The sequence below is a fragment of the Caballeronia calidae genome, from assembly GCF_900044055.2.
In the GTDB taxonomy this organism is placed as follows: Bacteria; Pseudomonadota; Gammaproteobacteria; order Burkholderiales; family Burkholderiaceae; genus Caballeronia; species Caballeronia calidae.
Window position 1 is genome coordinate 14,321 of record NZ_FCOX02000040.1, and the last position, 19,373, is coordinate 33,693.

15 protein-coding genes are annotated in these 19,373 nt (G+C 59.3%); 7 read left to right on the top strand and 8 right to left on the bottom strand.

Annotated features, from left to right (window positions below; all coding sequences use genetic code 11):
• Positions 1-4: 4 nt before the first annotated feature.
• From AWB78_RS28625 to AWB78_RS47765, 4 genes are all read right to left on the bottom strand, one after another.
• The gene (locus AWB78_RS28625) at positions 5-1,726 is read right to left on the bottom strand and encodes an EH signature domain-containing protein (protein ID WP_082883449.1); all 1,722 of its coding nucleotides are present in this window, start codon (positions 1,724-1,726) and stop codon (positions 5-7) included.
• Positions 1,705-2,463, bottom strand: a complete 759-nt coding sequence (locus AWB78_RS28630) for a flagellar motor protein MotB (protein ID WP_062609620.1) — start codon at positions 2,461-2,463, stop codon at positions 1,705-1,707. The genes AWB78_RS28625 and AWB78_RS28630 overlap by 22 nt, the downstream gene beginning before the upstream one ends.
• A gap of 18 nt (positions 2,464-2,481) precedes the next feature.
• Positions 2,482-4,839, bottom strand: coding sequence for an anti-phage ZorAB system protein ZorA (zorA, locus tag AWB78_RS28635; protein WP_062609622.1), 2,358 nt, complete (start codon positions 4,837-4,839; stop codon positions 2,482-2,484).
• A gap of 172 nt (positions 4,840-5,011) precedes the next feature.
• Positions 5,012-5,194, bottom strand: a complete 183-nt coding sequence (locus AWB78_RS47765; RefSeq protein ID WP_074173559.1) for a hypothetical protein — start codon at positions 5,192-5,194, stop codon at positions 5,012-5,014.
• Positions 5,195-5,426: 232 nt separating this feature from the next.
• On the opposite strand from AWB78_RS47765, the gene AWB78_RS28640 reads away from it, so the two are divergent.
• The 5 genes from AWB78_RS28640 to AWB78_RS28660 all read left to right on the top strand — a co-directional run bounded on the left by AWB78_RS28640 (position 5,427) and on the right by AWB78_RS28660 (position 10,129).
• Positions 5,427-6,128, top strand: coding sequence for a hypothetical protein (locus tag AWB78_RS28640; RefSeq protein WP_157697644.1), 702 nt, complete (start codon positions 5,427-5,429; stop codon positions 6,126-6,128).
• Positions 6,121-6,417 (top strand): hypothetical protein, encoded by a 297-nt coding sequence (locus AWB78_RS28645; protein WP_062609626.1) that lies wholly within the window; start codon positions 6,121-6,123, stop codon positions 6,415-6,417. The genes AWB78_RS28640 and AWB78_RS28645 overlap by 8 nt, the downstream gene beginning before the upstream one ends.
• On the top strand, positions 6,407-8,248 hold the full coding sequence (locus AWB78_RS28650; RefSeq protein WP_062609628.1) for a DUF8426 domain-containing protein: 1,842 nt from the start codon (positions 6,407-6,409) through the stop codon (positions 8,246-8,248). Before AWB78_RS28645 ends, AWB78_RS28650 begins: the two co-directional genes overlap by 11 nt.
• Before the next feature lie 137 nt (positions 8,249-8,385).
• Positions 8,386-9,564 (top strand): McrC family protein, encoded by a 1,179-nt coding sequence (locus AWB78_RS28655; protein WP_062609630.1) that lies wholly within the window; start codon positions 8,386-8,388, stop codon positions 9,562-9,564.
• Between the two features lie 112 nt (positions 9,565-9,676).
• Complete coding sequence (locus AWB78_RS28660) at positions 9,677-10,129, top strand: hypothetical protein (RefSeq protein ID WP_062609632.1); 453 nt, start codon at positions 9,677-9,679, stop codon at positions 10,127-10,129.
• 221 nt (positions 10,130-10,350) lie between these two features.
• Here the strand turns inward: AWB78_RS28660 and AWB78_RS28665 are convergent, their stop codons facing one another.
• The 4 genes from AWB78_RS28665 to AWB78_RS28680 all read right to left on the bottom strand — a co-directional run bounded on the left by AWB78_RS28665 (position 10,351) and on the right by AWB78_RS28680 (position 16,782).
• Positions 10,351-13,374 carry a Tn3 family transposase gene (locus tag AWB78_RS28665; protein ID WP_157697645.1) on the bottom strand — a complete coding sequence of 1,008 codons (3,024 nt, stop codon included), beginning with the start codon at positions 13,372-13,374 and terminating at the stop codon, positions 10,351-10,353.
• A 194-nt stretch (positions 13,375-13,568) separates the two neighbouring features.
• Entirely contained in the window at positions 13,569-14,579 is a 1,011-nt protein-coding gene (locus AWB78_RS28670; RefSeq protein WP_062609636.1) for a tyrosine-type recombinase/integrase, read from the bottom strand.
• Positions 14,576-15,526: a tyrosine-type recombinase/integrase gene (locus tag AWB78_RS28675; RefSeq protein WP_062609638.1), complete on the bottom strand. Its 951-nt coding sequence runs from the start codon at positions 15,524-15,526 to the stop codon at positions 14,576-14,578. The genes AWB78_RS28670 and AWB78_RS28675 overlap by 4 nt, the downstream gene beginning before the upstream one ends.
• Complete coding sequence (locus AWB78_RS28680) at positions 15,523-16,782, bottom strand: site-specific integrase (RefSeq protein ID WP_063959035.1); 1,260 nt, start codon at positions 16,780-16,782, stop codon at positions 15,523-15,525. The genes AWB78_RS28675 and AWB78_RS28680 overlap by 4 nt, the downstream gene beginning before the upstream one ends.
• Before the next feature lie 185 nt (positions 16,783-16,967).
• On the opposite strand from AWB78_RS28680, the gene istA reads away from it, so the two are divergent.
• Both istA and istB read left to right on the top strand, forming a co-directional pair.
• Positions 16,968-18,491 (top strand): IS21 family transposase, encoded by a 1,524-nt coding sequence (gene istA, locus AWB78_RS28685; protein WP_232477923.1) that lies wholly within the window; start codon positions 16,968-16,970, stop codon positions 18,489-18,491.
• A 5-nt stretch (positions 18,492-18,496) separates the two neighbouring features.
• Complete coding sequence (gene istB / locus AWB78_RS28690) at positions 18,497-19,285, top strand: IS21-like element helper ATPase IstB (protein WP_062609645.1); 789 nt, start codon at positions 18,497-18,499, stop codon at positions 19,283-19,285.
• Positions 19,286-19,373: the final 88 nt, after the last annotated feature.

The following is a 19,373-nucleotide window of genomic DNA, read 5'->3' on the forward strand; positions in this document are numbered from 1 at the left end:
TCCTTCACTTCAACCAAAAACCGCGGCCGGCCTTGAATTGGAAGCCCAGCGCGTCGAGGCGCTCCGCGAGATACGGGCGCTGGCGCCGCTGTTCCAGCAGAACCCATAAGGCTCCGCCATTGGGCCGGTTGTCCTCCCACTCGAAGCCGCTTGCTTCGCATAACGACAGGACATCCCGCAACTCCCGCTCGACACGATCAAGGACGACGCGGCTAGCCTCGCGCGGCATGAGGCCATCGAAAGGGCCGGCGGGGCGATGAGGCGGCCGGGTGACGGACGCCTGGCGAGACGGCGTGCCGGCAGCGCGTTTTGGCGCGGGCGCTTTGTGAAGGAGTTCGCGCAGTTTCATGTCGAAATTGCGTTCCCACGAGGAACCATTGTGGGAAAGCCAGAGCGCCGCGACCCTTCGGTTTTTCATGCCGTAGATGCTGAAGGCGGGTGCGTCGAGATCGACTGGAAAGCGCGACTCTTCGAAGGCGTAACAGGCATTGCCGGTCACGCCATATTCGATCACGAGCAGCGAGCCGATACGCATGATGAAGGCGTTGTTGTCGTCGGCGGCATCGGTCAGAATCCGGTCCTTGCCAGCCATGCGCTTGCGAACGTTGGTGAACGCTGAAGTCTTGTTTCGCTGCGCGTCCTTGCCGAGCACGAACCACATGTCGGTTATCTCGGGCTCCCACTTCAACCAGTAATTCAGCCGTCGCAGGTCCGCGGCCCCGTCCTTCGCCAGCACCTCGAAGAAGTCGCGGATCAAGCGGCGTTTCAGCCACCCTTCAACCATCTGCCGCGCGGGCTCGTGGTTGACGTGGGCATCCCAGGCGGTGGGGTCGATCCACGGATTGCCGATCAGCGTGAGGCAGGTATCGCGCAGACGCTCATGTTCGGGTCGGTTGCGGCATTCTGCATAACGCTTGACTGCCAACGCCGCGGCGCGCACGGCGAGCAGCTGCGGCAGTTTGATGTCCGCCCGGCCGTTGACGTACCTGAGCACATCGCCGAGCGCGTCCTGAAACTCCGCTTCGCCACGTTCGCATACCGAGCGAACGTAGGCCATGACCACTTCCTCCCAGACCCAAGAGTTCGAATCGATGCCCAGTCCATCGAAGACTTCCGCGAGCTCGGCAGTCTCGCCCGCGGCGAAACTCGACGCGTAGCGGCTGCATGGATCATCGCTGAGCAGGTTGGCGTGCTCTCGCAGCGTATCGAGCCATTCGGGAACCATTCCGCGGCGGTTGGCGCTCTCATGCACGAACGGCAGGCGCTCGTTGAGATACCGACGCAGCCCGATCCAGTTGACATGTGCGGCGGACGCCGGGTCGGCATCGCTGGTGAAGCCAAAGTAGCCCTGCAACAAACCCTGATAGAACTTACGGAATCGCCGTTCCTGCCGTTCGTAGTCGCTCAGAAGCGCCATGAGCGACCTGAACAGCGCTTGATCGTCGATGAGCCGCTCGCCTTCTTCATCATCCAGCGGAACGGCTACGCCGTAGCAGACGTATCGAATCTGTGTCGGACTCAGATCCTTACGGTCAGTGAAGAATGCCCGCAACGCGATCTTCAGTTGATCGAGCGAAGGCGCGCCGCCATCGCCGCCGAACGCTCCCCTGATGTCGCTCAGTGCCATGCTCATCACGCGCGTGTCGGTCGTCAGGGAGAGGCCGTTGCGCAGCATGGCCTCGCGCAGCCGCGCTCCAGCAGGGGTCAGCGGTCGATCAGCGGGCATCGTTCTTTCGGGTCGAGAGCTTGTTCGAGCGCGCCATCTTCCGCACCGGGCGTAGTGTGCGCCGTTTCATCCTTGCGTTCCTGCCGGGACTTGAACTCCAATTTGATTTCGATGCGTCGGCTATCGTCCGCGGTCGCGCGCAACGAGTTGAACGAGGCGCCGCCGACGAAGAATCGCGTGGCGACCAGTGCGCGGTCCGCAAACGAGAGCGCCAGTTCGCCGTGTCCCGGATCACGGAGCAGTTCGCAGAGTACGCGCTCGCTGCGCTCCAGGCTCAAGTTCAAATTGAAGAGATACTTGCCGCTGCGGCTCGCATAGCCTTCGACGGTCGCACGCTTGAACCAGTTCTTACCGGCTTCCGTCGTGCGCAACTGTTCGAGGAGGCGTGGGGTGAATTCGCGCAACAGCGCGCGCTGCGGATCGGAAAGCGTGTTTTGCCCTTCACGCTCGAAGCGGCCGCGAGGCCCGAAGTCGATCGTCGTACCGATCACTCTCACACCGTCGAACTGGTTCGCGACGCGCTGCACTTCGCGCATCAGCGTGCTGATTTGTTCAGCGCGCTGCTTCTCCTCACGCTCCGCCTCCGACACGTGCTTCGTCACCGCCAGCAGCGCGACGCTCAGCGCGACGAGGAACAACACCATCAACGCGGTCATGAGGTCGGAAAACGAGATCCAGAATGGCTTCTCGCCCTCGTCCCGGATCCTGCGGCGCGCCGGTGTCTGAATACCCAACATGCGTCACCTCGCTGTCGATCAGGCCGCGGCGGGCAGACGGTCGAACACGTCGCCCAGATCTACGATGGCGCCCTTCAGCAGCCCTGTCGCTTGCGCGAGTTCCGTATGGAACGCACTGTTGCTCTCGCGCAGCGTCTTCCTCACTTGGTCCGCGAATTCCTGATGCACTTCGGCGAGATCTTTGATCAGCTCGTTCAGATGGCCGCGCGTCGCGTCTTGCGCTTCGCGCAGCGACTTGCCAGCCATTTCCATCGACTGGACCAGATCGCGCTTGAGCGCCGCCTCTGAGGACACGGTCTCGAGTACGGTGCGCAACTCGGTCACCATACCCGCGAGCGAGTCGCGTACGGTGCGCTGATCCGTCAGCGCCTGCTGCACGGCGCCAAGTGATCCGTCGAGCGATGCCGCCGCGTGGCTCAGGCCCTCGGCCGTGCTGGCCACGCCGTCGGTGGCCGCCTTCACGCCTAGCAGGTTGTCGGCAAAGCGCGTCGATGCGTCGTGCAGACGTTCTGCGCCCTGCACCATGCGCTCGATGTTGCCATGCGTTGCCACGTTCAGCTTGTCGACAGCCTCGCGCATTGCGAGGCTGCCTTGTTTCACGGCTTCCGTCACTTTCCCGATCTGATCGGCCTGTTTGTCGAGCAAATCGGCGACCTGTGCGGCGAGTTGCGCCTGGCGCTTACCATGCTCTTCGTGAGCGGAGGAAGTCTGCGCCTTCAGCGTATCGATCATCTCGCTCGCCTTTCCGCCGAGCTGACCAATCAGGCGCGACGACGCCTCCACGGCATCGCTCTGACCCCTCGCCATGCTCGCGCGCGTCTCTTCCATCCAGGCGTGCATCTGCTCGCTGGTTTGGGTCTGACGTGCGGCCGTATCGGCGTGAATCGCGATGTTCTGTTCCCGCAATTCCCTCACGAAAGACGATGTGCCCTCGCTCATCTGACGCAGCATCTCCCGGGTCCGATCCGATGATTCGGCCTGACCACGCGCTACGCCGTCTTTCAACTCGTCAACGAAGGCGCGCATGCGGGCATTCGCTTCAGACTGTTGCGCGGCGGCTTCGGCATGGCTCGCCTGATTCTGGTCCTGCAGACCCTTAACGAACGAGGCGGTGCTTTCGCTTATCTGCCGCAGCATGTTCTGAGTCAGATCCGCAGATTCGGCCTGACCGCGCGCAACGCTTTCCTTCAAGTTGTCGACGAATGCCTGCATCTGAGCGTTCGATTCGGTCTGGCGACTTTGAATCTGTCCAAGCGCTTCTTCGACGCGTTTAGCCATCGCGTCTGCGGCTCCCGTGCCGGCGTCCTGAATCTGTGCGGCTAGTGCGCCGAAGCCCTGCGAGGCCGACTCGATTGTGTTCGCCGTCTTGAGCAGCATCTCGTTCATGCCACGCAATTGCGAGCCAAACATGTTTTCCATCTGCGAGGTGAAGCTCGACAGCACATCGGTCAGGATCCGGCTGACCGCTTCGCCCTGACTATTGCCGACCGACTGCACGGCATTCGAGATGCGTGCGAGCGGCTCGGCAAGACCTTCAGAGAGGCTGTTGGTGATCGACGCCCCCAGTTCGTTGCTCGTCGTCCGGATCGCATTGATCTGTTGTTGCGTGAGTTCGCTGAGGACCTGCTTCAGATCGGTGACAAGCGATTCCTTCATCTGCATCGCCTGCGTCGCGGAGGTTTCGGAAGCCTCGACCAGACGTTGCAGGTACTCCTCTCCCGCGCCGGATTCGAACAGTCCGTCGATCAGGCCGCACAGCGCATCGAGATGGGTGTACAGCTTGTTGACGATGATCTTTTCGGCCGTGGTGATGGCCATCGCCAGAAAGATCGCCAGGCCGGACAGTTTGAACGCACCGCCTACGCTGGACACCAGCGATTCGAGACTGGTGCGGACCACGAGCGGGTCATCGGTGATCTTGAAATCGTTCAGGCCGAGAATCAGCCCGCCGAATGTGCCGATGATGCCGATCCCCGTCAGGATGCCGGGAAGATGTTTGTAGAACTCTGTCCGCAGCGGCGCGTTGATGAGCGCCTGCTCCGTGAAGAACGTGCTCGCGATGGCCGTCGCGCGCCAGCGCCCGGTTTCCACGACGCCAGACGCATTGATCGCCTTCTGCGCATGAAGCGTATCGCGATATTCCGCCCAGCAGTGCCGGAGCGCCTGGCCTTTCATGATCTCGCCGATCCGGTCGGCATCGATAGGTCCGTCAACGGATTTCAATGCCTCGATTGTCTTTTTGGCGCCGAGCAACTCGGCGCGGACGCGAAAGTATGGCAACAGGAATTGCCAGGAGAACAATACGAGCGCGACCGACAGTGCGATAAAGACAAATGAATGCAGGAAAAGCGAAAGCGAACCGGACGTTAAGTTCATGAGCGCACGAATCTTGGGTTAGCCAAAACATTCAAATCACGCCGCGACAGAAACGCGAGGCGCGAGCGGAAAATTGCGTCCGCGCGAAGCGGGCGTCGTGAAATCGATTGAGGGAAACGATAGGCGTCGCGCAGCGAACTTCGCCGCCTAGAAGCGCCTAGTTTAGACAAGGCTATGAATTCACGGTGTCGGGTCTCTCAGGATCTATTTCTATTTTTTTTGCCCGGCAAAAGTCGAACAGCAATGTTTCCAGCAAGTTGGTCTGACTTCGGTTTTCGCGGTCGGCGGCACGTTCAAGCAATGCCTTGAACCGTGGAGAAACACGATAGCTGACCGATATTCTCTTGTTGATCATGACAGCCCCAATGCACAGTGACGTACTATACATCCGAACCCTTCAAGACGTAACAAGATGTTACATATTTTGTGTTGCACCTCCGCAAGGCGTCGCTCGGTGGAACTCGACTTTGGCTCAAGTCCGGCCGCAAGTTGCCGTAAACAGGCTCAGGCGAGATAACTGATTCCATCGACCGAAGCCTGACGGACTCGACGAAAGACGAAGACAAGCAGAAGAGAAAGGTTGAAGAATGGATTTGATGGCAACAAGAGACGCGCTTGCGCGGGCGTTCACCGCCCTTGGAACGCCGTCCCGAGCCAAGTCGGGGTATTTCAGATTCCAACGCAAGGTGGAGCACTCGTCAGTCACGACCGTTGCCGTGTACTGCGATGACGCCGGCGCGCATGCAGTCGAGATCGCGTTCAATATCGAGGCGATCGCATCGGCGGTCAATGACGATGCGCCGCGATTGCTAGCATGGGTCGAAGCCCGGCGAGAAGCGACCGGCCGTGCCGTGCGCGAGAACCCGCGCTATGGCTATGCCCGCGTCGGAATCGGCTCAAAGTACGAACTGTCGGCGCTCATCGATTCGTGGCGCGAATTAACGGCGCCCGCAGCGGCGGCTACGCCGCGTCCGGCGCTTACCACGGACCGCTTCATATCCGTTCCGTTCTATATCGAAGGAAATGGCTCGAAGACTTTCTTCGCTCCTGCATTGAGACATCCGAAGGGATATCAGGTCGGAAGGAAGGGCGAAGAACGCTATATTCTGGAATATTGGGAAGCGCTCGCCTATCTCAAGGGCATGGCTTCGCCCGCGTTTCGTCGCCCGAATGGGAACGGCAACCGAAGCATCGTGACCTGCCAGCCCGGCGACGCCGAAGACGTTAGCCTGAAATATCTGCAGGATCAACTCGCGCGGACGCAGACAACGGGAGGGGACCGTGACTGACGGCTTCGTGCGCGTTCCCTTCTACGTCGAAGAAAGCGGCAAGAAGACCTTCTTCCTGCCTGACTGCCGCATGTCCGGCGGTTATGAAATCGGCGCGCGCGGGAAAGAAAAGGAACGCGGCATCGAGAGTTACTGGACGGCGCTCGACAAGCTGGTAGCAATGGAGCAACCGCGCTTCAGACGACGCAACGAGCAAGGCAATTTCGGCACCGTAACGTGTCAGCCGGGCGATGTCGAAGAGGTGAGCCGCAGCTTCATCGAACTGGAGTGTGCAAAGCATGGCGGCTGAACTCGACCAGGCGCTCTGGCACGCCGCGCTCGCACTGCTCGACGCGAACTTTCATTTTCGCTCGGTGCTTGGAACTTCGCCTCCGCGTCGATCCTATCGCCTCGAACCGAATGCACCTCCGATAAACATCGTTTTCAAAGACGGCGTCATCGCCATTGAGATGGCGCTGATCGTGCCCGAACTGTCACACCGTCGCCTGACTCTTGATCTGGGCGGCGCGTTGAGTCACCGATATCGCATTGTCGAACTCGCCGACCTCGAACTCGCGATCAAGCGTATGACGGGCCGGCTTTCGCCGTCTGCTTCGAGCACATCGCAATCCGTCACGACTGAATCCGCACCTGAACGCAGCATGAAAGCACCAACCAACACGATCCTTTACGGGCCACCCGGCACAGGCAAGACCTATCGAACCGCCGAAATGGCCGTCGCCGTTTGCGAGGGCTCCGCTGGTCTCTCGCGCGAAGCCATCATGGCGCGTTACGAGGCACTGCGCGTCGAAGGTCGCATCAGCTTCGTGACCTTCCACCAGTCCTATGGTTACGAAGACTTCGTAGAAGGCTTGCGCCCGAACGTCGGCAATGGCGGCCAGATATCCTACGACATCCAGCCAGGCGTATTCCGCATGGTGGCCGACGCCGCCCGTCTGAACACCGTCGTCCGATCCGGGCTCCAAGGCGCGCCGCTCAAAGAGCGCACCGTCTACAAGATGTCGCTCGGCGCAGTCGGCTGGGCCAAGAGCAGCGCCATGTTCAACGCCTGTATCGAGAAAGGGTACGTGCTGCTCGGCTGGGGCAAGGACATTGACTTCTCGGAGTGCGACTCGGAAGCCCAGGTTCGCGAGCGCGTCAGGGAAGAATGGCCGGACGACAAGCGCATCAAGTCGCACACGCGATTCGTCAACGTATTCAAGAACGAAGTGCGGGTCGGCGACCTGATCATCGTCTCGAAGGGCAACAGCGCGTTCCGCGCGATCGGGGAAGTGACTGGCGAATACGAATTTCTCGAAGAAGGCGTATTCGGCAACCATCAAATGCGTCCAGTCCGCTGGCTCGCCGTGCTCGACAAAGAGCACGACGTTAGCGAAATATACGACCGTTCGTTCTCGATGCCGGCGCTCTATCAACTCAATTCGAGTTTCATCAAGACTGAAGCGCTTGACGCGCTCTTGCAGGCGCAGCGCACGGCAAGCAATCTGCCGTACGTGCTCATCATCGATGAGATCAATCGCGCCAACATCTCCAAGGTGTTCGGCGAACTCATCACGCTGCTCGAACCGGACAAGCGCGAAGGCGCGCTGAACGCAGTAACGGTTAGACTACCTTATTCGGGCGATGACTTCAGCGTGCCGTCGAACCTGCATATTATCGGCACCATGAATACCGCCGATCGCTCGATCGCGCTTCTGGACACGGCCTTGCGGCGCCGCTTTGAGTTCGAGGAATTGCAGCCGGATTATGCGCGGCTCTCAGAGCGCGTCATTGCCGGCATCAACCTCGGGACGCTTCTCGCGGCGCTCAACGAACGCGTGGAATTCCTCTACGACCGCGACCATACGATCGGGCATGCCTATCTGCTCGACGCCGTCAGTCTAGGTGATCTGGACCGCGCGTTCAGGAGGAAGATCATTCCGCTGCTTCAGGAGTATTTCCACGAGGACTGGGCGAAAGTCAGGCTGGTGCTGAATGACACAAGCGGCGGCTTCATCGAGGCGAGCAAGTGGCTGCCGAAGGGCATGTCGGAAGAAGGCGATGACGTCGAGATGCGCACGCGCTATCGCGTCAACCCAGATCCGTTCGGGTTGCCGTCGTATCTGAACATTTATTCCTGATCGATTTGAACATCCTCTCTGTTCGCGAACACGGTAAGTTGGGCATCGGACCGGCTGCGTTGGATCAGGGGCGGCCGTTTGTTTCGGCGAGAGCGGCTTCTCGACTCACGTCGCTCAGAAAGCAGTACGGGTTTGAAGTGTTCAAGTACGCCAACGCGACGACGATCGCCGCGCAGCAGTACGTCGGCGTCCTTCAGACAGAGTCGGAAGTGATTGAAGTTCTGCCGAAGATCACGGGCGAGGACGATCAGGTGCGCCGCAATCTCGTCGGCATGCTCGATGTCGCGCTCGATCTCGACATCGGCGAAGCCGATATCGCGCGCGTCGGGAAGCAGACGCATGGCGTGCTGGAACTTCTCATCCGCCTGTATTGCGGCAAGCTCTTTGAGCAATTGCGTCGGGGCCTCGTACGGCGCTACGAACCGCGCGAGGAAAACCTCGGTTTCGTGCGCGGCCGCCTGTCGATCGCTGATCAGACGCGAAAGAATGCCGCCAATCCCGAGCGCTTGTATTGCCGCTTCGAGGAGTTTCAGGAAGACAATCCGCTGAATGTGATCGTGAAAGCGTCGCTGCGCATGCTGCTTCGGAATTCACGGTCACCGGGGAATCAGCGCCTGCTGTCAGAGCTGCTGCTCGCGTTCGAAAGCGTCAGTGATTGCGCGCACGCGTCGCTTCCATGGTCACGTGTTCGCTTCGACCGGCTCAACGAGCGCTACAGGCCGTGCTTCCGGCTGGCTGAGATGTTCCTCAGGCAGACATCGCCCGATGTCACCGCAGGCAGCGCGCACGGCTTCTCATTGTTCTTCGACATGAACGTTTTGTTCGAGGAATACATCGGCCGAATGGCGCTTCCCGTGCTGAGGAAACGCGGACTTCGCGGGCAACTGCAGGGACCGCGAAAGTATCTGGCGCGTGACATGGCGCAAGCCAAGCCCATATTCGCGATGAAGCCGGATCTCGTCGCGACGGATGGCGCGACGGCGCGACTCATCGTCGATACGAAATGGAAGCGGCTGTCTCCGGAGGAGTCGAAGGAAGGCGTCGCGCAATCGGACCTGTATCAGATGTACGCCTATGCTCACTGCTATGACTGCGCGACGATACTGCTCCTCTATCCGCACGACGTTCAACTCGGCGTCGAGCCGGGCATCCGACGGCGCTTCCGGCTCAACAGCACGGCGCATAGGACAGACGTAGGCGCGCGCGCGATGTTGGGTATCGCGACCATCGACCTGAAGGATCTGCGGACGGTTCCATCGCAACTCGATGCGCTGTTCGATGCGCCGTGCATAGCGCTGCCAGTGTCTGCCCCTTGACGACGTGCGCTACGGTTTCTGTTCGGACACGCACGTCCAATCGGCATCGCCACGACTATGCTGGCACGCAAAAACGTCGCTGCATCGTCCTAACAGAAAAGGATCGAATAAGATGATTAGTGAAGAACTGGACTTCAGTCTTTTGTCGCTCGATTTTCTCTTCAAGCTCCTCAAAAACTGGCCCGCGCAAGATAGCGAGGGCGCAACGGTCCGTTTCGGCAGGCTCGGCACCGGCAAGTATCCCAACTATCAGATAAATCCAGCAATGGACACGCCTGTCACATACAGAGGCATGACCCACGAGCCCGACGAACACATTCCGGAATTTCACTCCGGGAACCTAACCAACGCGTATGGTTACGACCGGATCAAGACGGAGTTCGACGTTGCACTGAAGTCGGACTTCGCCGCGCTCGATCACCTAGCGAAGTTCTACAAGAAGAATCCGAGCAAATATCCAAAGCCCGATCTATCGCAACGAAAGATAATCGTCCATAAGATGATGAACGGCGCTCCGCTGGAACAGTCTCTCAAGGACGTCCTCGCAAGCGCTGCTCCCTCGTGATGCGGGGTCCCTTCAATTCCAGTGCATTTTGCGACGGTAGGACGATCTTGGCGCAATGCGGGTTTGCGAGCCGGCCCCGTTAAAATATCTCATAAAATCAGGCGCTTGCTGTCTGGTTGTTTTACGCTCAGGTCTCCCCCGCCGAGATGGTCGCGCGGCGCGATGCGCGTGCCATGCGTCCCTCGAGCGGCGTTCGACGCGACCCGCCGCGGCACTGCGGTTCAAGCGAGCCGTTGCTGCTTTTCGTTCAACTCGGACACGCTGGGCAGCAAATGCCGTGCATAGCGTTCGATCGGGAAATCGAACGTTCCGCGCAAGTTGATACTTTCGAGATGCGTGGGCGCAATGCGCCGCAAATCGCCTGCCTGAACGGTCTCTCCACTTATCGCCTCTATCTGGTCGACCGCGCGCTGCATGTGCATCGTGTTCCATGCCATCACGACATTCGAGAGCAGAGCCAGTGCAGAGGACACCGCAGCAAGCGAGTCATGGTGCTTGGCCAGTTCCAGAGGTATCTTCCCGCTGTGGATCGCCCGCTGCACGGTATGAACTGCCTCTCCACGATTGAGCACGTGCTGCAACTCGGCGCGAAAGACTGGATTGGTGAAGTAATCGATCAGGAATATTGTCCGGAATAGCCGCCCAATATGTGTGCCGCCATCGTATATCGGCTGTCCTCGTGCGGCTGAACCGAAGCGCGATAACGCCTGCACCGCGGTGCATTGGCCGGTCTGCACTGAAGCGGCGACTCGGACAAACTCGTCCCAGATGCTCTCGATCAAATCCATCCGAACATCGCGATCGGTGACCGTAATCAGTTCCGCAGGGACGGTATGGTGTTGCGGGACATGCAAACGGCGGTCGCGAAGATGCGAGAGTCTCGGGCACAGGTCGAAACCTAGGATGCGTGCCAAACCCATGGCGTAGTCCGTAAAACCATGGGTATCTACTGCAAGCTGGGCAACATCGTCGGCACTGCTTTGACGGATCACGCCTTCGATCGCTGCTCCGGCTTGCCGCTCGTTTAGGATGATGGGTTGATCGTAGAAAATACCCCAGCGATCGCGCACATGGGTGTACATACCGATCGATTTCGTGCGCCGACGCGGGTCGACTCGTGCTTCCCAGACTGTACGCGCCGTTTCCAGCGACATCATGTCCGACGACGCCAGGTTGGCGCGTCCCCAATGTGCCGCGATCGGATGCCGATGCATGAATCTCAACACTAAATCGGCAGCCTGTCGCAGCTTCCGCTCATCGGCAATGCGGTTCATCATTTGCCTGATCGCCGCGGAAGCCAGTTCCGGCACCATGCGAGCAATGTCGGCCGCCGTCAGCGATGTTCCGTGTGCTAGGACCGCCGCGTAGACCATCAGCAGTTCAACACGTGAGCGGGGGGCGCGTCCGAGCAGAAGCCAACCGAAACGCGTCGTGCTATCAATCTCTAAAATAATTTCGGGCAGTTGCCCATGAGGGCAGGCAGAAAAGATCGCCCGCCGCAAGGCCTCGAGTGCGAGATTCGAAGGTTGAGCCGACAGTGGATCAAGATGTACCGCGCTGTCGATATGAACCTCGCCGCGCGTGGTTGCGTCGCGCAGCACGATCAAACTTCGGTCAAGATGTTCGATCAGCGGGCCGAGGAATTCTTTTGGGTCTTGCGGGAGCTTCAAATGACCATAAAAATGGTTGCGTTTCGCTTTCCATTCGTCTGGCGAGATCAGGAGCATCGCCTGACTGCGGAACGCGAAGCTGTGCGCGATAAAAACGGAGCCATTACGCAATGAAACACGCAGAGCAAAGAGCGTCGCCCACTCGAAAGCCAATAGCGCCTTGTACCGGTCATAGCTGTCGATCGCTTCTCGCCAGGCTCGGCCGAGTCGGGTCACGACACCGTCCGGTAGGGTGTAGCTCTTACGGACGTAGATTCCGCGCAGCACCTCAAGTGCGTTGATGACTGGGTGTACGGTCTGGGCTTCGAATGGGAGACGGATGAGCCTGGCAAGCATCGCACGCGCTTTTCCTCGTTTCTCGATCAGACGTGCGCGAATCAGACTGCGCCGGGTCGGTGTACGTTGGTCAAGAACCTGATCGGCCAATCCGCATAGCCTCTCGCTGAGCTCTTCGCGCGATAACACGGTGTCAAGTGCGACGGCTTTTACAGCCGATGCAAATTCGTGGAGACGCGCCTTCGGATCTAATAGGACTTCTTCGACCTCGCGCATCGCATCGTTGGCCGCCTTTAGAATCCAGCGGCGCAGCATCGATAGCAACTGATCAGTTGCGGAGCACAGCGCGTAACGCATGAAGCAGGCTGCTTCCAACTTGCGCGATCGTTGCTGCATGCGCTTACCTATCGAAGGAGACCGACGTGCGCAGCGCCGCGCGTAGTGCCGCACAGCGGCCTCGTTGCAAATCGTCGGCCAGCCTTGATGTACACCGATCTCGTAAAGGCGATCGATCTTTGAAAACACGTCACCCATCTGATGCGTAGACTGCCGCAGAGGTACGGCCCACAACCATCGCTGCAAGCTTCCATGGTCACTGTCAGGTTGTGCCAACAGCCGACTCCAGTGGTTCAGTGTCGCGTCGCCAAACGCACAAGTTATCGCCTCCGTTAACGACTCCTCCACATCATGCGCAGCCATAGTAATGAGCCGCCTGAGCATTCGATCGTGGGCGATTAGAATGCGATGCTCGTAGAGCCAGCGTTTCAAATCGTACAGCAAGTCACCGCGTTCGGACCGACCAGTCAGGCGCTCCTTGAGCCAACGCATGACGTACCGGCGCTGGTGCTCAACCATCGGCCGAAAGCCGAGCGTCTGATATGCGAGGACCTGGTGATCGATGAGCGTGCGAGCCCGCGTTTCATACAGCGTCCGCAGTGTGCCGAGATCGGGCGGATCGAGTTCCAGTTGCGCGCCAAGGTGATTCCAGAGCACCTTGGGAACTTGCTTGTAGGCGTCGAGCGTGCGGCCGCTCATCCGAATAAAGCCGATGTGGAGTGCGACGGCAAGTCGGTATAGGTCGCCGCGACGCGCCTCGATCAGTGCGCGCTCCTTCGCTGAAAAGCTGAAGAACATGGTGTCACGGGGCGGCACTATGGAGCCATTCTGAGGGCGGCGTAAAGGCGCCACCTGATGGGCGGCGTAATGGCGCCACCCCAAGTGCGGCGTATTGGAGCCACTCGAGGGGCGGCGCATAGGAGCCAGCAGCATCGGGGCGAGAACGCGATTCGAACTTTCCAAGTCGGTACCCTCCGTTTTATTTGAACGGGGCGTCCATGGCCAATCGGAGGTTCGTTAGGTTTGGCCAAAAATTAGGTTTGGTTCAACTGGGTACACTGGTGCGGGAGGCCCTTCCCGAGTTGTCAAGCGATCTTCGGTCTCGGGAAGGGGAGTTCAGAGCAGAAGCTCTCGCTGGAATGCTTCACCTAATAATCTCAGAGGCTTTCCAGAAATTTGAGTAGTGAATCGGATGGACGATAAAACGTCATCTTGATTGCGGGCGCCTTTACTGTCGCAAGCGTTCGCCGCTTCATCGTCTGATCTGTTTCGACATAGCCGTGCGTCGTCACAGGGCTTTCATGTCCTAGCCAGAGTGCTACCTCGGTGATACCTACGCCTGCTTGCAAGAGATGCGTGGCAACCGTGTGCCTCATGGAATGCGGAGTAATATGGCGCTTCAGAAGCGACGGGCAGGTCTTCGCTGCCGCCGTCAGTGCCAGTGAAAATCGCTCAGCAACGTTTGCGCGCGTCATTAGTCCACCATGGCGGCTTGGCAACAGCGGCTGTTCCGGCTGCAAACCCTGCTCACGTATCCAGTGGCGTATCGCTGCCGCAGTTTCACGCCATAGCGGTACGGCACGCTGCTTTCGACCCTTGCCGTTCAGACGTACCCACGGCGTTGCAGCAAGCGTTACATCGGCCACGCGCATCCCGGTCAGCTCAGACACCCTGGCACCGGTGTTGTAGAGAAGCGCGAGCAGTAGACGATCGCGCTGTCCGAACCACGTATATGCGTCGGGTGCATCCAACAAGGCGTGAACTTCCTCACGTGACAGCGATCCCAGAAGTGGTCTTTCGAAACGTTTCGTTGGAACTGAGAGAATTTGTTGTGCCAGGTGCAGTGCTTGGGGACATCGCATTGTGACGTAGTGATAGAAGGTCCGTATTGCGGAAAGCCGTGCATTGCGACTGCGAATGCTATTGAATCGTGCAGTTTCAAGGTGGTCCAGAAATGCAGTGATCAACGTGACGTCGAGTTCCTCGAGCGTGAACTTCTCGGGCGGTTTATGCAACGCTTGCTGCGCGTAGGTCAACAGCATGCGGAAGGTGTCGCGGTATGATTCGACCGTTCTTGGACTCGCATTCTGCTGCTGCATTAGCCGCTCGATGAAGAACCGCTGAAGGAGCGAAGCAAATTCCTGCGGCTGGCTGGTAACAAGGCTCATGTCGATTCCCCTTGGGCATACCGATGAAAACGCTCTCCAATGAGAGCCATCAGTTCTGGCACCGCAGTGCAGTACCAGTAAGTGTGGGCAACTGAAGTGTGGCCGAGATAAGTCGAGAGCGCGAGGATTGCGTGATCAACGTCGATCCCCCGGCGGTCGGAGCACAACAGACTGTTGGCGACAAAACTATGCCGGAAGTCATAACAGCGATGATGCGTATAATCGCCGCGTGGCAACCACCCCAGTCGACGGCATAGGGTTTCCAACGCGCACTGGAGCGTCGGCACGCCGACTGGCATACCTTTATCGAGCAGAAAAAACCGGTCGCTGCTTGGCTGGCGCACGAGGCGATCACGCTGCTGAGCGTACGTGCGCAAGGCCTCTGTGGTGCTCGGATGCAAGGGGATCAAGCGGCTTCGATGCCCTTTCGCTTCCTTAACCAACAGCAGTCCTTGGTCAAGATCGACGTCGCTACGCATCAGGCGTGTGGCCTCTATCGGGCGTAGTCCACTCGCTGCGAGCAGCCCGAACATGGTCTTGCAAGTCGCAGGACGCAGCCCGTCACGAGGTTGAAGGCCGGCGGTAGCTGCCATCAACATCGATACTTCCTGCTGTGTGAAAATATGTGGTGTCAGTCGTCGATAGGCTCTGCCGAGCAACCTTCCTGGCGGCACCTCGGTCACTGGATCGAAACGCTGCCAGTACCGCGCGAAGCCCCGCAGAAGTTCAAGGCGCCGAGCCCACGTGAAGTGTTGATCGCGTTTCGTCGAACGAGCCCACGCCACGGCTAGCTCGACGAGAAGGTGTGAATGCGGGGGGATCTGTTGATCAGCGAATCGGCCGAATTGCCGCAGTCTGGGCGAATCGCCCACAATGTTAAATCCAGCGTTGCGCCGATATGCAAGGTAGCCTTCGATGCGCTCGGTCCAAGGTTGGGGCGCATTCATGGCCGATGCTCCGGCCATGGTTGCGCTACTTTGCGCAGACGATCAAGATCGACCCGGGTGTAAAGTGTCGTCGTATTGAGGTGCCTGTGCCCCAGGACATCGGCAACTTCTTTTAGTGATGCCCCACCTTGAATGAGGCGTGTTGCTGCGGTGCGTCGCAACACGTGGACGCCACGAAACCGCTCGTCGAGGCCCGCACGTACAAAGGCAGCTCTGATGAGGTGGTTGACGGCAACCGCGCTAATCGGCTTGTCATACGGCGCGATTTGCCGGACGAAGACGGCACGATTACTTGTATCGGGCCGTCCGTACCTCAAATAGCGGACAAGTGCGTTGGCCGTCTGTGCCGGCAGCGGTAGCTTGCGTTCCCGTCCGCCCTTGGTATGAGTTAGTGTCACCGTTCCATTCTGCCAGTCGAATGAACCCAACTGCAGACGCACAACTTCCATGCGACGTAACGCCAGATCGGCCAAGCACCGTGCAATCGCGAAATCGCGCATGCCAATCGGCGTGGTCAAATCGAACGCTGCGAAAAAGAGGTCCAACTCCCTGTTCGTCATCGCAATCGGCAGACGCACCGGCATCGGTGACGCCATCTTCGGGATCGCGGCGAGAAGAGCACGAGTGTCATCCCCCTGAAGGCCTCGAAAGCGAAGATAACTTGCGAGATCAACACAGTAGGTAAGACGTGTCGCATGACTCCGCCCTTTGAAATAGCGCGCGGTGAAGTTCTCAATATCCGTTGAAGTCAGATGATCGGCGGTCACGGCTTCCTGACCGAAGACGGAGTCGAGAAAGTTGCGAATATGCCAGAGACGGTTGCAACAAGTGGTCTGCGCGTAACCACAACTATCGACCAGGTAATGTTTGAACAGCCCCAGCTCGAAATCGACCGGCGAATGCAACTGAGCGCGACCAGCGTTGCACAACCCCTCGTCCTTTAGAACGGACAGGAGATGGCGGAGAGCTGCGCGCACCGTGTTGACATGGCGCATGCACGGTCGCGGACATCGGCAACGCGGCAAATGAACATCGACAAACTCCATCACAAGAGCATCGTCGATATCGTCAAGGGTTAAGCGCTTGTTCAGCCGACGGGCGAAGTGGCGCAAAGAGGCCAGATAGCGTTGGATCGTCTCGGACGCATATCGTCGCTCACGCAGGTAATCCACGTACCTGGAAACGATGGCGTCTATGGGGTTCCCGACAGGGGTGCTACAGCGCGATGAGTGCGCCGGCAATTTGCTCGCAGACATGATGTCCTCCTCGAACACGATGTAAGCCTCGATATGAGAACACGGAAATTAGGTGAGCTTCAACAATTGCCGCGTCGCGTCTTTCGCCGCGGAGTGTGCATGTGGGGAACTTGGCCTGTCGACAGTCAACCTAATTTATATGCGAACCTAACGAATCTTAGGTAAAGGTTGACCTAAGATTCGAATTGTTCGAGTACCGCCAAGTCCTTGTCCGCATGCGACAGGGCGATTCCGACCGCGACATCGCGCGCGGCGGCTTGATGGGACGCAAGAAGTTGACGACCGTGCGCCGGGAAGCCGAGGGGCTCGGATGGCTGGATCCGACACAGCCGTTGCCGGATGACGCCACGATCGCTGGCGTTTTCGGTCGCTCGCCGCACTTGCCGCACACCTGCGTGTCGACGGCCGAGCCGTTCCGTGAACAGATACGCGACTGGTCGGCTGCGGGCGTCCAGGGCACCACCATCCACGCCGCCCTTCAACGCAATCACGGCTACACGGGCAGCTATGACGCCGTGAAGCGCATGCTGCGTCGTCTGGGTGCCGAGCGCAAGCCGGGGACCACGACGACGATCCTAGAGTTTCCTCCGTCGGACGCGGCGCAAGTCGACTTCGGCGCCGGTCCAGTGCTCACGCATGAATCCGGCCTTCCGCTCAAGACGTGGATCTTTGTGATGACGCTTTGCTGGTCGCGTCACCAGTACGCCGAGATCGTGCTCGACCAGACGGTAGAGACGTGGCTGGCCTGCCATCGGCGCGCCTTCGAATGGTTCGGCGGCTGTCCCGGCCGGGTCATCATCGATAACGCGAAGTGCGCGATCGTCAAGGCGTGCCGATATGAGCCTGCAGTCCAGCGCTCCTATGCCGCGCTTGCTGAGGGATATGGATTCCGGATCGACGCATGTCCGCCGCACGACCCTGCTAAAAAAGGAATTGTTGAATCTGGAGTCAAATACGTAAAAAAATCTTTCGTACCGCTACGCGACTTCAGGGATCTGGCCGATGCGAACCGGCAATTGCGCGACTGGGTCACGCAGCAGGCCGGCACTCGCGTGCACGGCACGACCCGCGACCTGCCGCTTGCGCGCTTTCCCATCGAACGCCCGCTTCTTGCACGCCTGCCTGACGTGCCGCCGGTGCTGGCCGTGTGGAGCGAGGTCAAGGTGCATACGGACGGCCACATCGTCTACAAGAACGCGCTGTACTCGGTGCCGTTCACGCTTGTTGGCAAGCAGCTGTGGTTGAAGGTCACCGATACCGTGGTACAGGCGTTCCACCGGCATGAACTCGTTGCGACGCATCCGCGACTACGCAAGCCTGGTGATCGGCATACGGTGCGGGATCACCAGCCGCCCGAGGCGCAGGCGTGGCTTGAGCGCGATCCGCAGTGGTGTCTGGCCCAAGCTAGAGAGATTGGGCCAGCCTGCCTTGCAGTGATCCTCGCGATGTTCAACGACAAGGTGCTCGTGAACCTGCGCGGCGCGCAGGGTCTCGTCCGTCTACGCGAGAAGTACGGCGACGCGCGCCTGAACGCCGCCTGCGAGCGCGCACTCACGTTCTCCAGCCCGAAGTATCGCACCGTTAAGGTCATTCTCGACAAGGGACTGGACGGCCAGCCAGCAGCGACGGCACAGGCGACGGAACCGGCCGACACCTACGTGAACGGTGGCCGCTTCGGCCGCGATCTCCAGTCCTTTCTACTGCATTGAACGCCATGAATCCAAGTCCCGAACTGAATACCATCCTCAGGCAGTTGCGACTGTCTGGCATCCTGGACTCCCTCGAACAGCGCAATCGGGAGGCCATCGATGGGCAACTCGCCTACACCGAGTTTCTGGCCATGCTGCTTCATGACGAAATCGCACGACGTGCGCAGAAGAAGCTCGGCGCGCGTCTTGCCCGCGCCGGCTTTGCGATGGGCAAGACGCTCGAGACCTTCGACTTCGACCGACTGCCTAAACTAAACCGTTCGCACCTTCACGATCTTGCGACGGGTCGATACATCGACGAGAAGGTCTGCGTTCTGATGGTCGGCCAGACAGGCGTCGGCAAGTCGCATTTAGCGCAGGCGCTCGGGCACTGTGCTGCGCGCCAAGGTCGCGATGTGCTGTTTATCAACCAGACCGATCTGCTCAAGAAGCTGCATGCAGCGCGCGCCACTGATCTATACGAACGTAAGTTTCAGCAGTTCGTGCGTGTGCCACTGCTGATCGTTGACGACTTCGCGCTCAAGCCCCTTCGTGCACCCCACGATGAGGACTTTCACGACCTGATCGCTGCAAGGTACGAGCGCGCAGCCTCGATCTTGACTTCAAATTTGGACTTCAGCGAATGGGGCGACGCCTTCCCCGACAACCGCGTTCTTGGAGCTGCAACGCTCGATCGCCTGCGCCACGGCGCCTATCGTGTCGTCATCGAGGGCGAGAGCTTCCGCAAGCCCAAACCGATGCCCGACAACGGCGAAAATGCGGTTGCCAAAAACGGCAAAAAACCGCAATCTTGAAACCGTTCGAATCCGCGTTTTACCCCGTTTCTGCTGGCGCCATTACGCCGCCCATCCCCGGCGTCAATACACCGCCCCGTGACACATG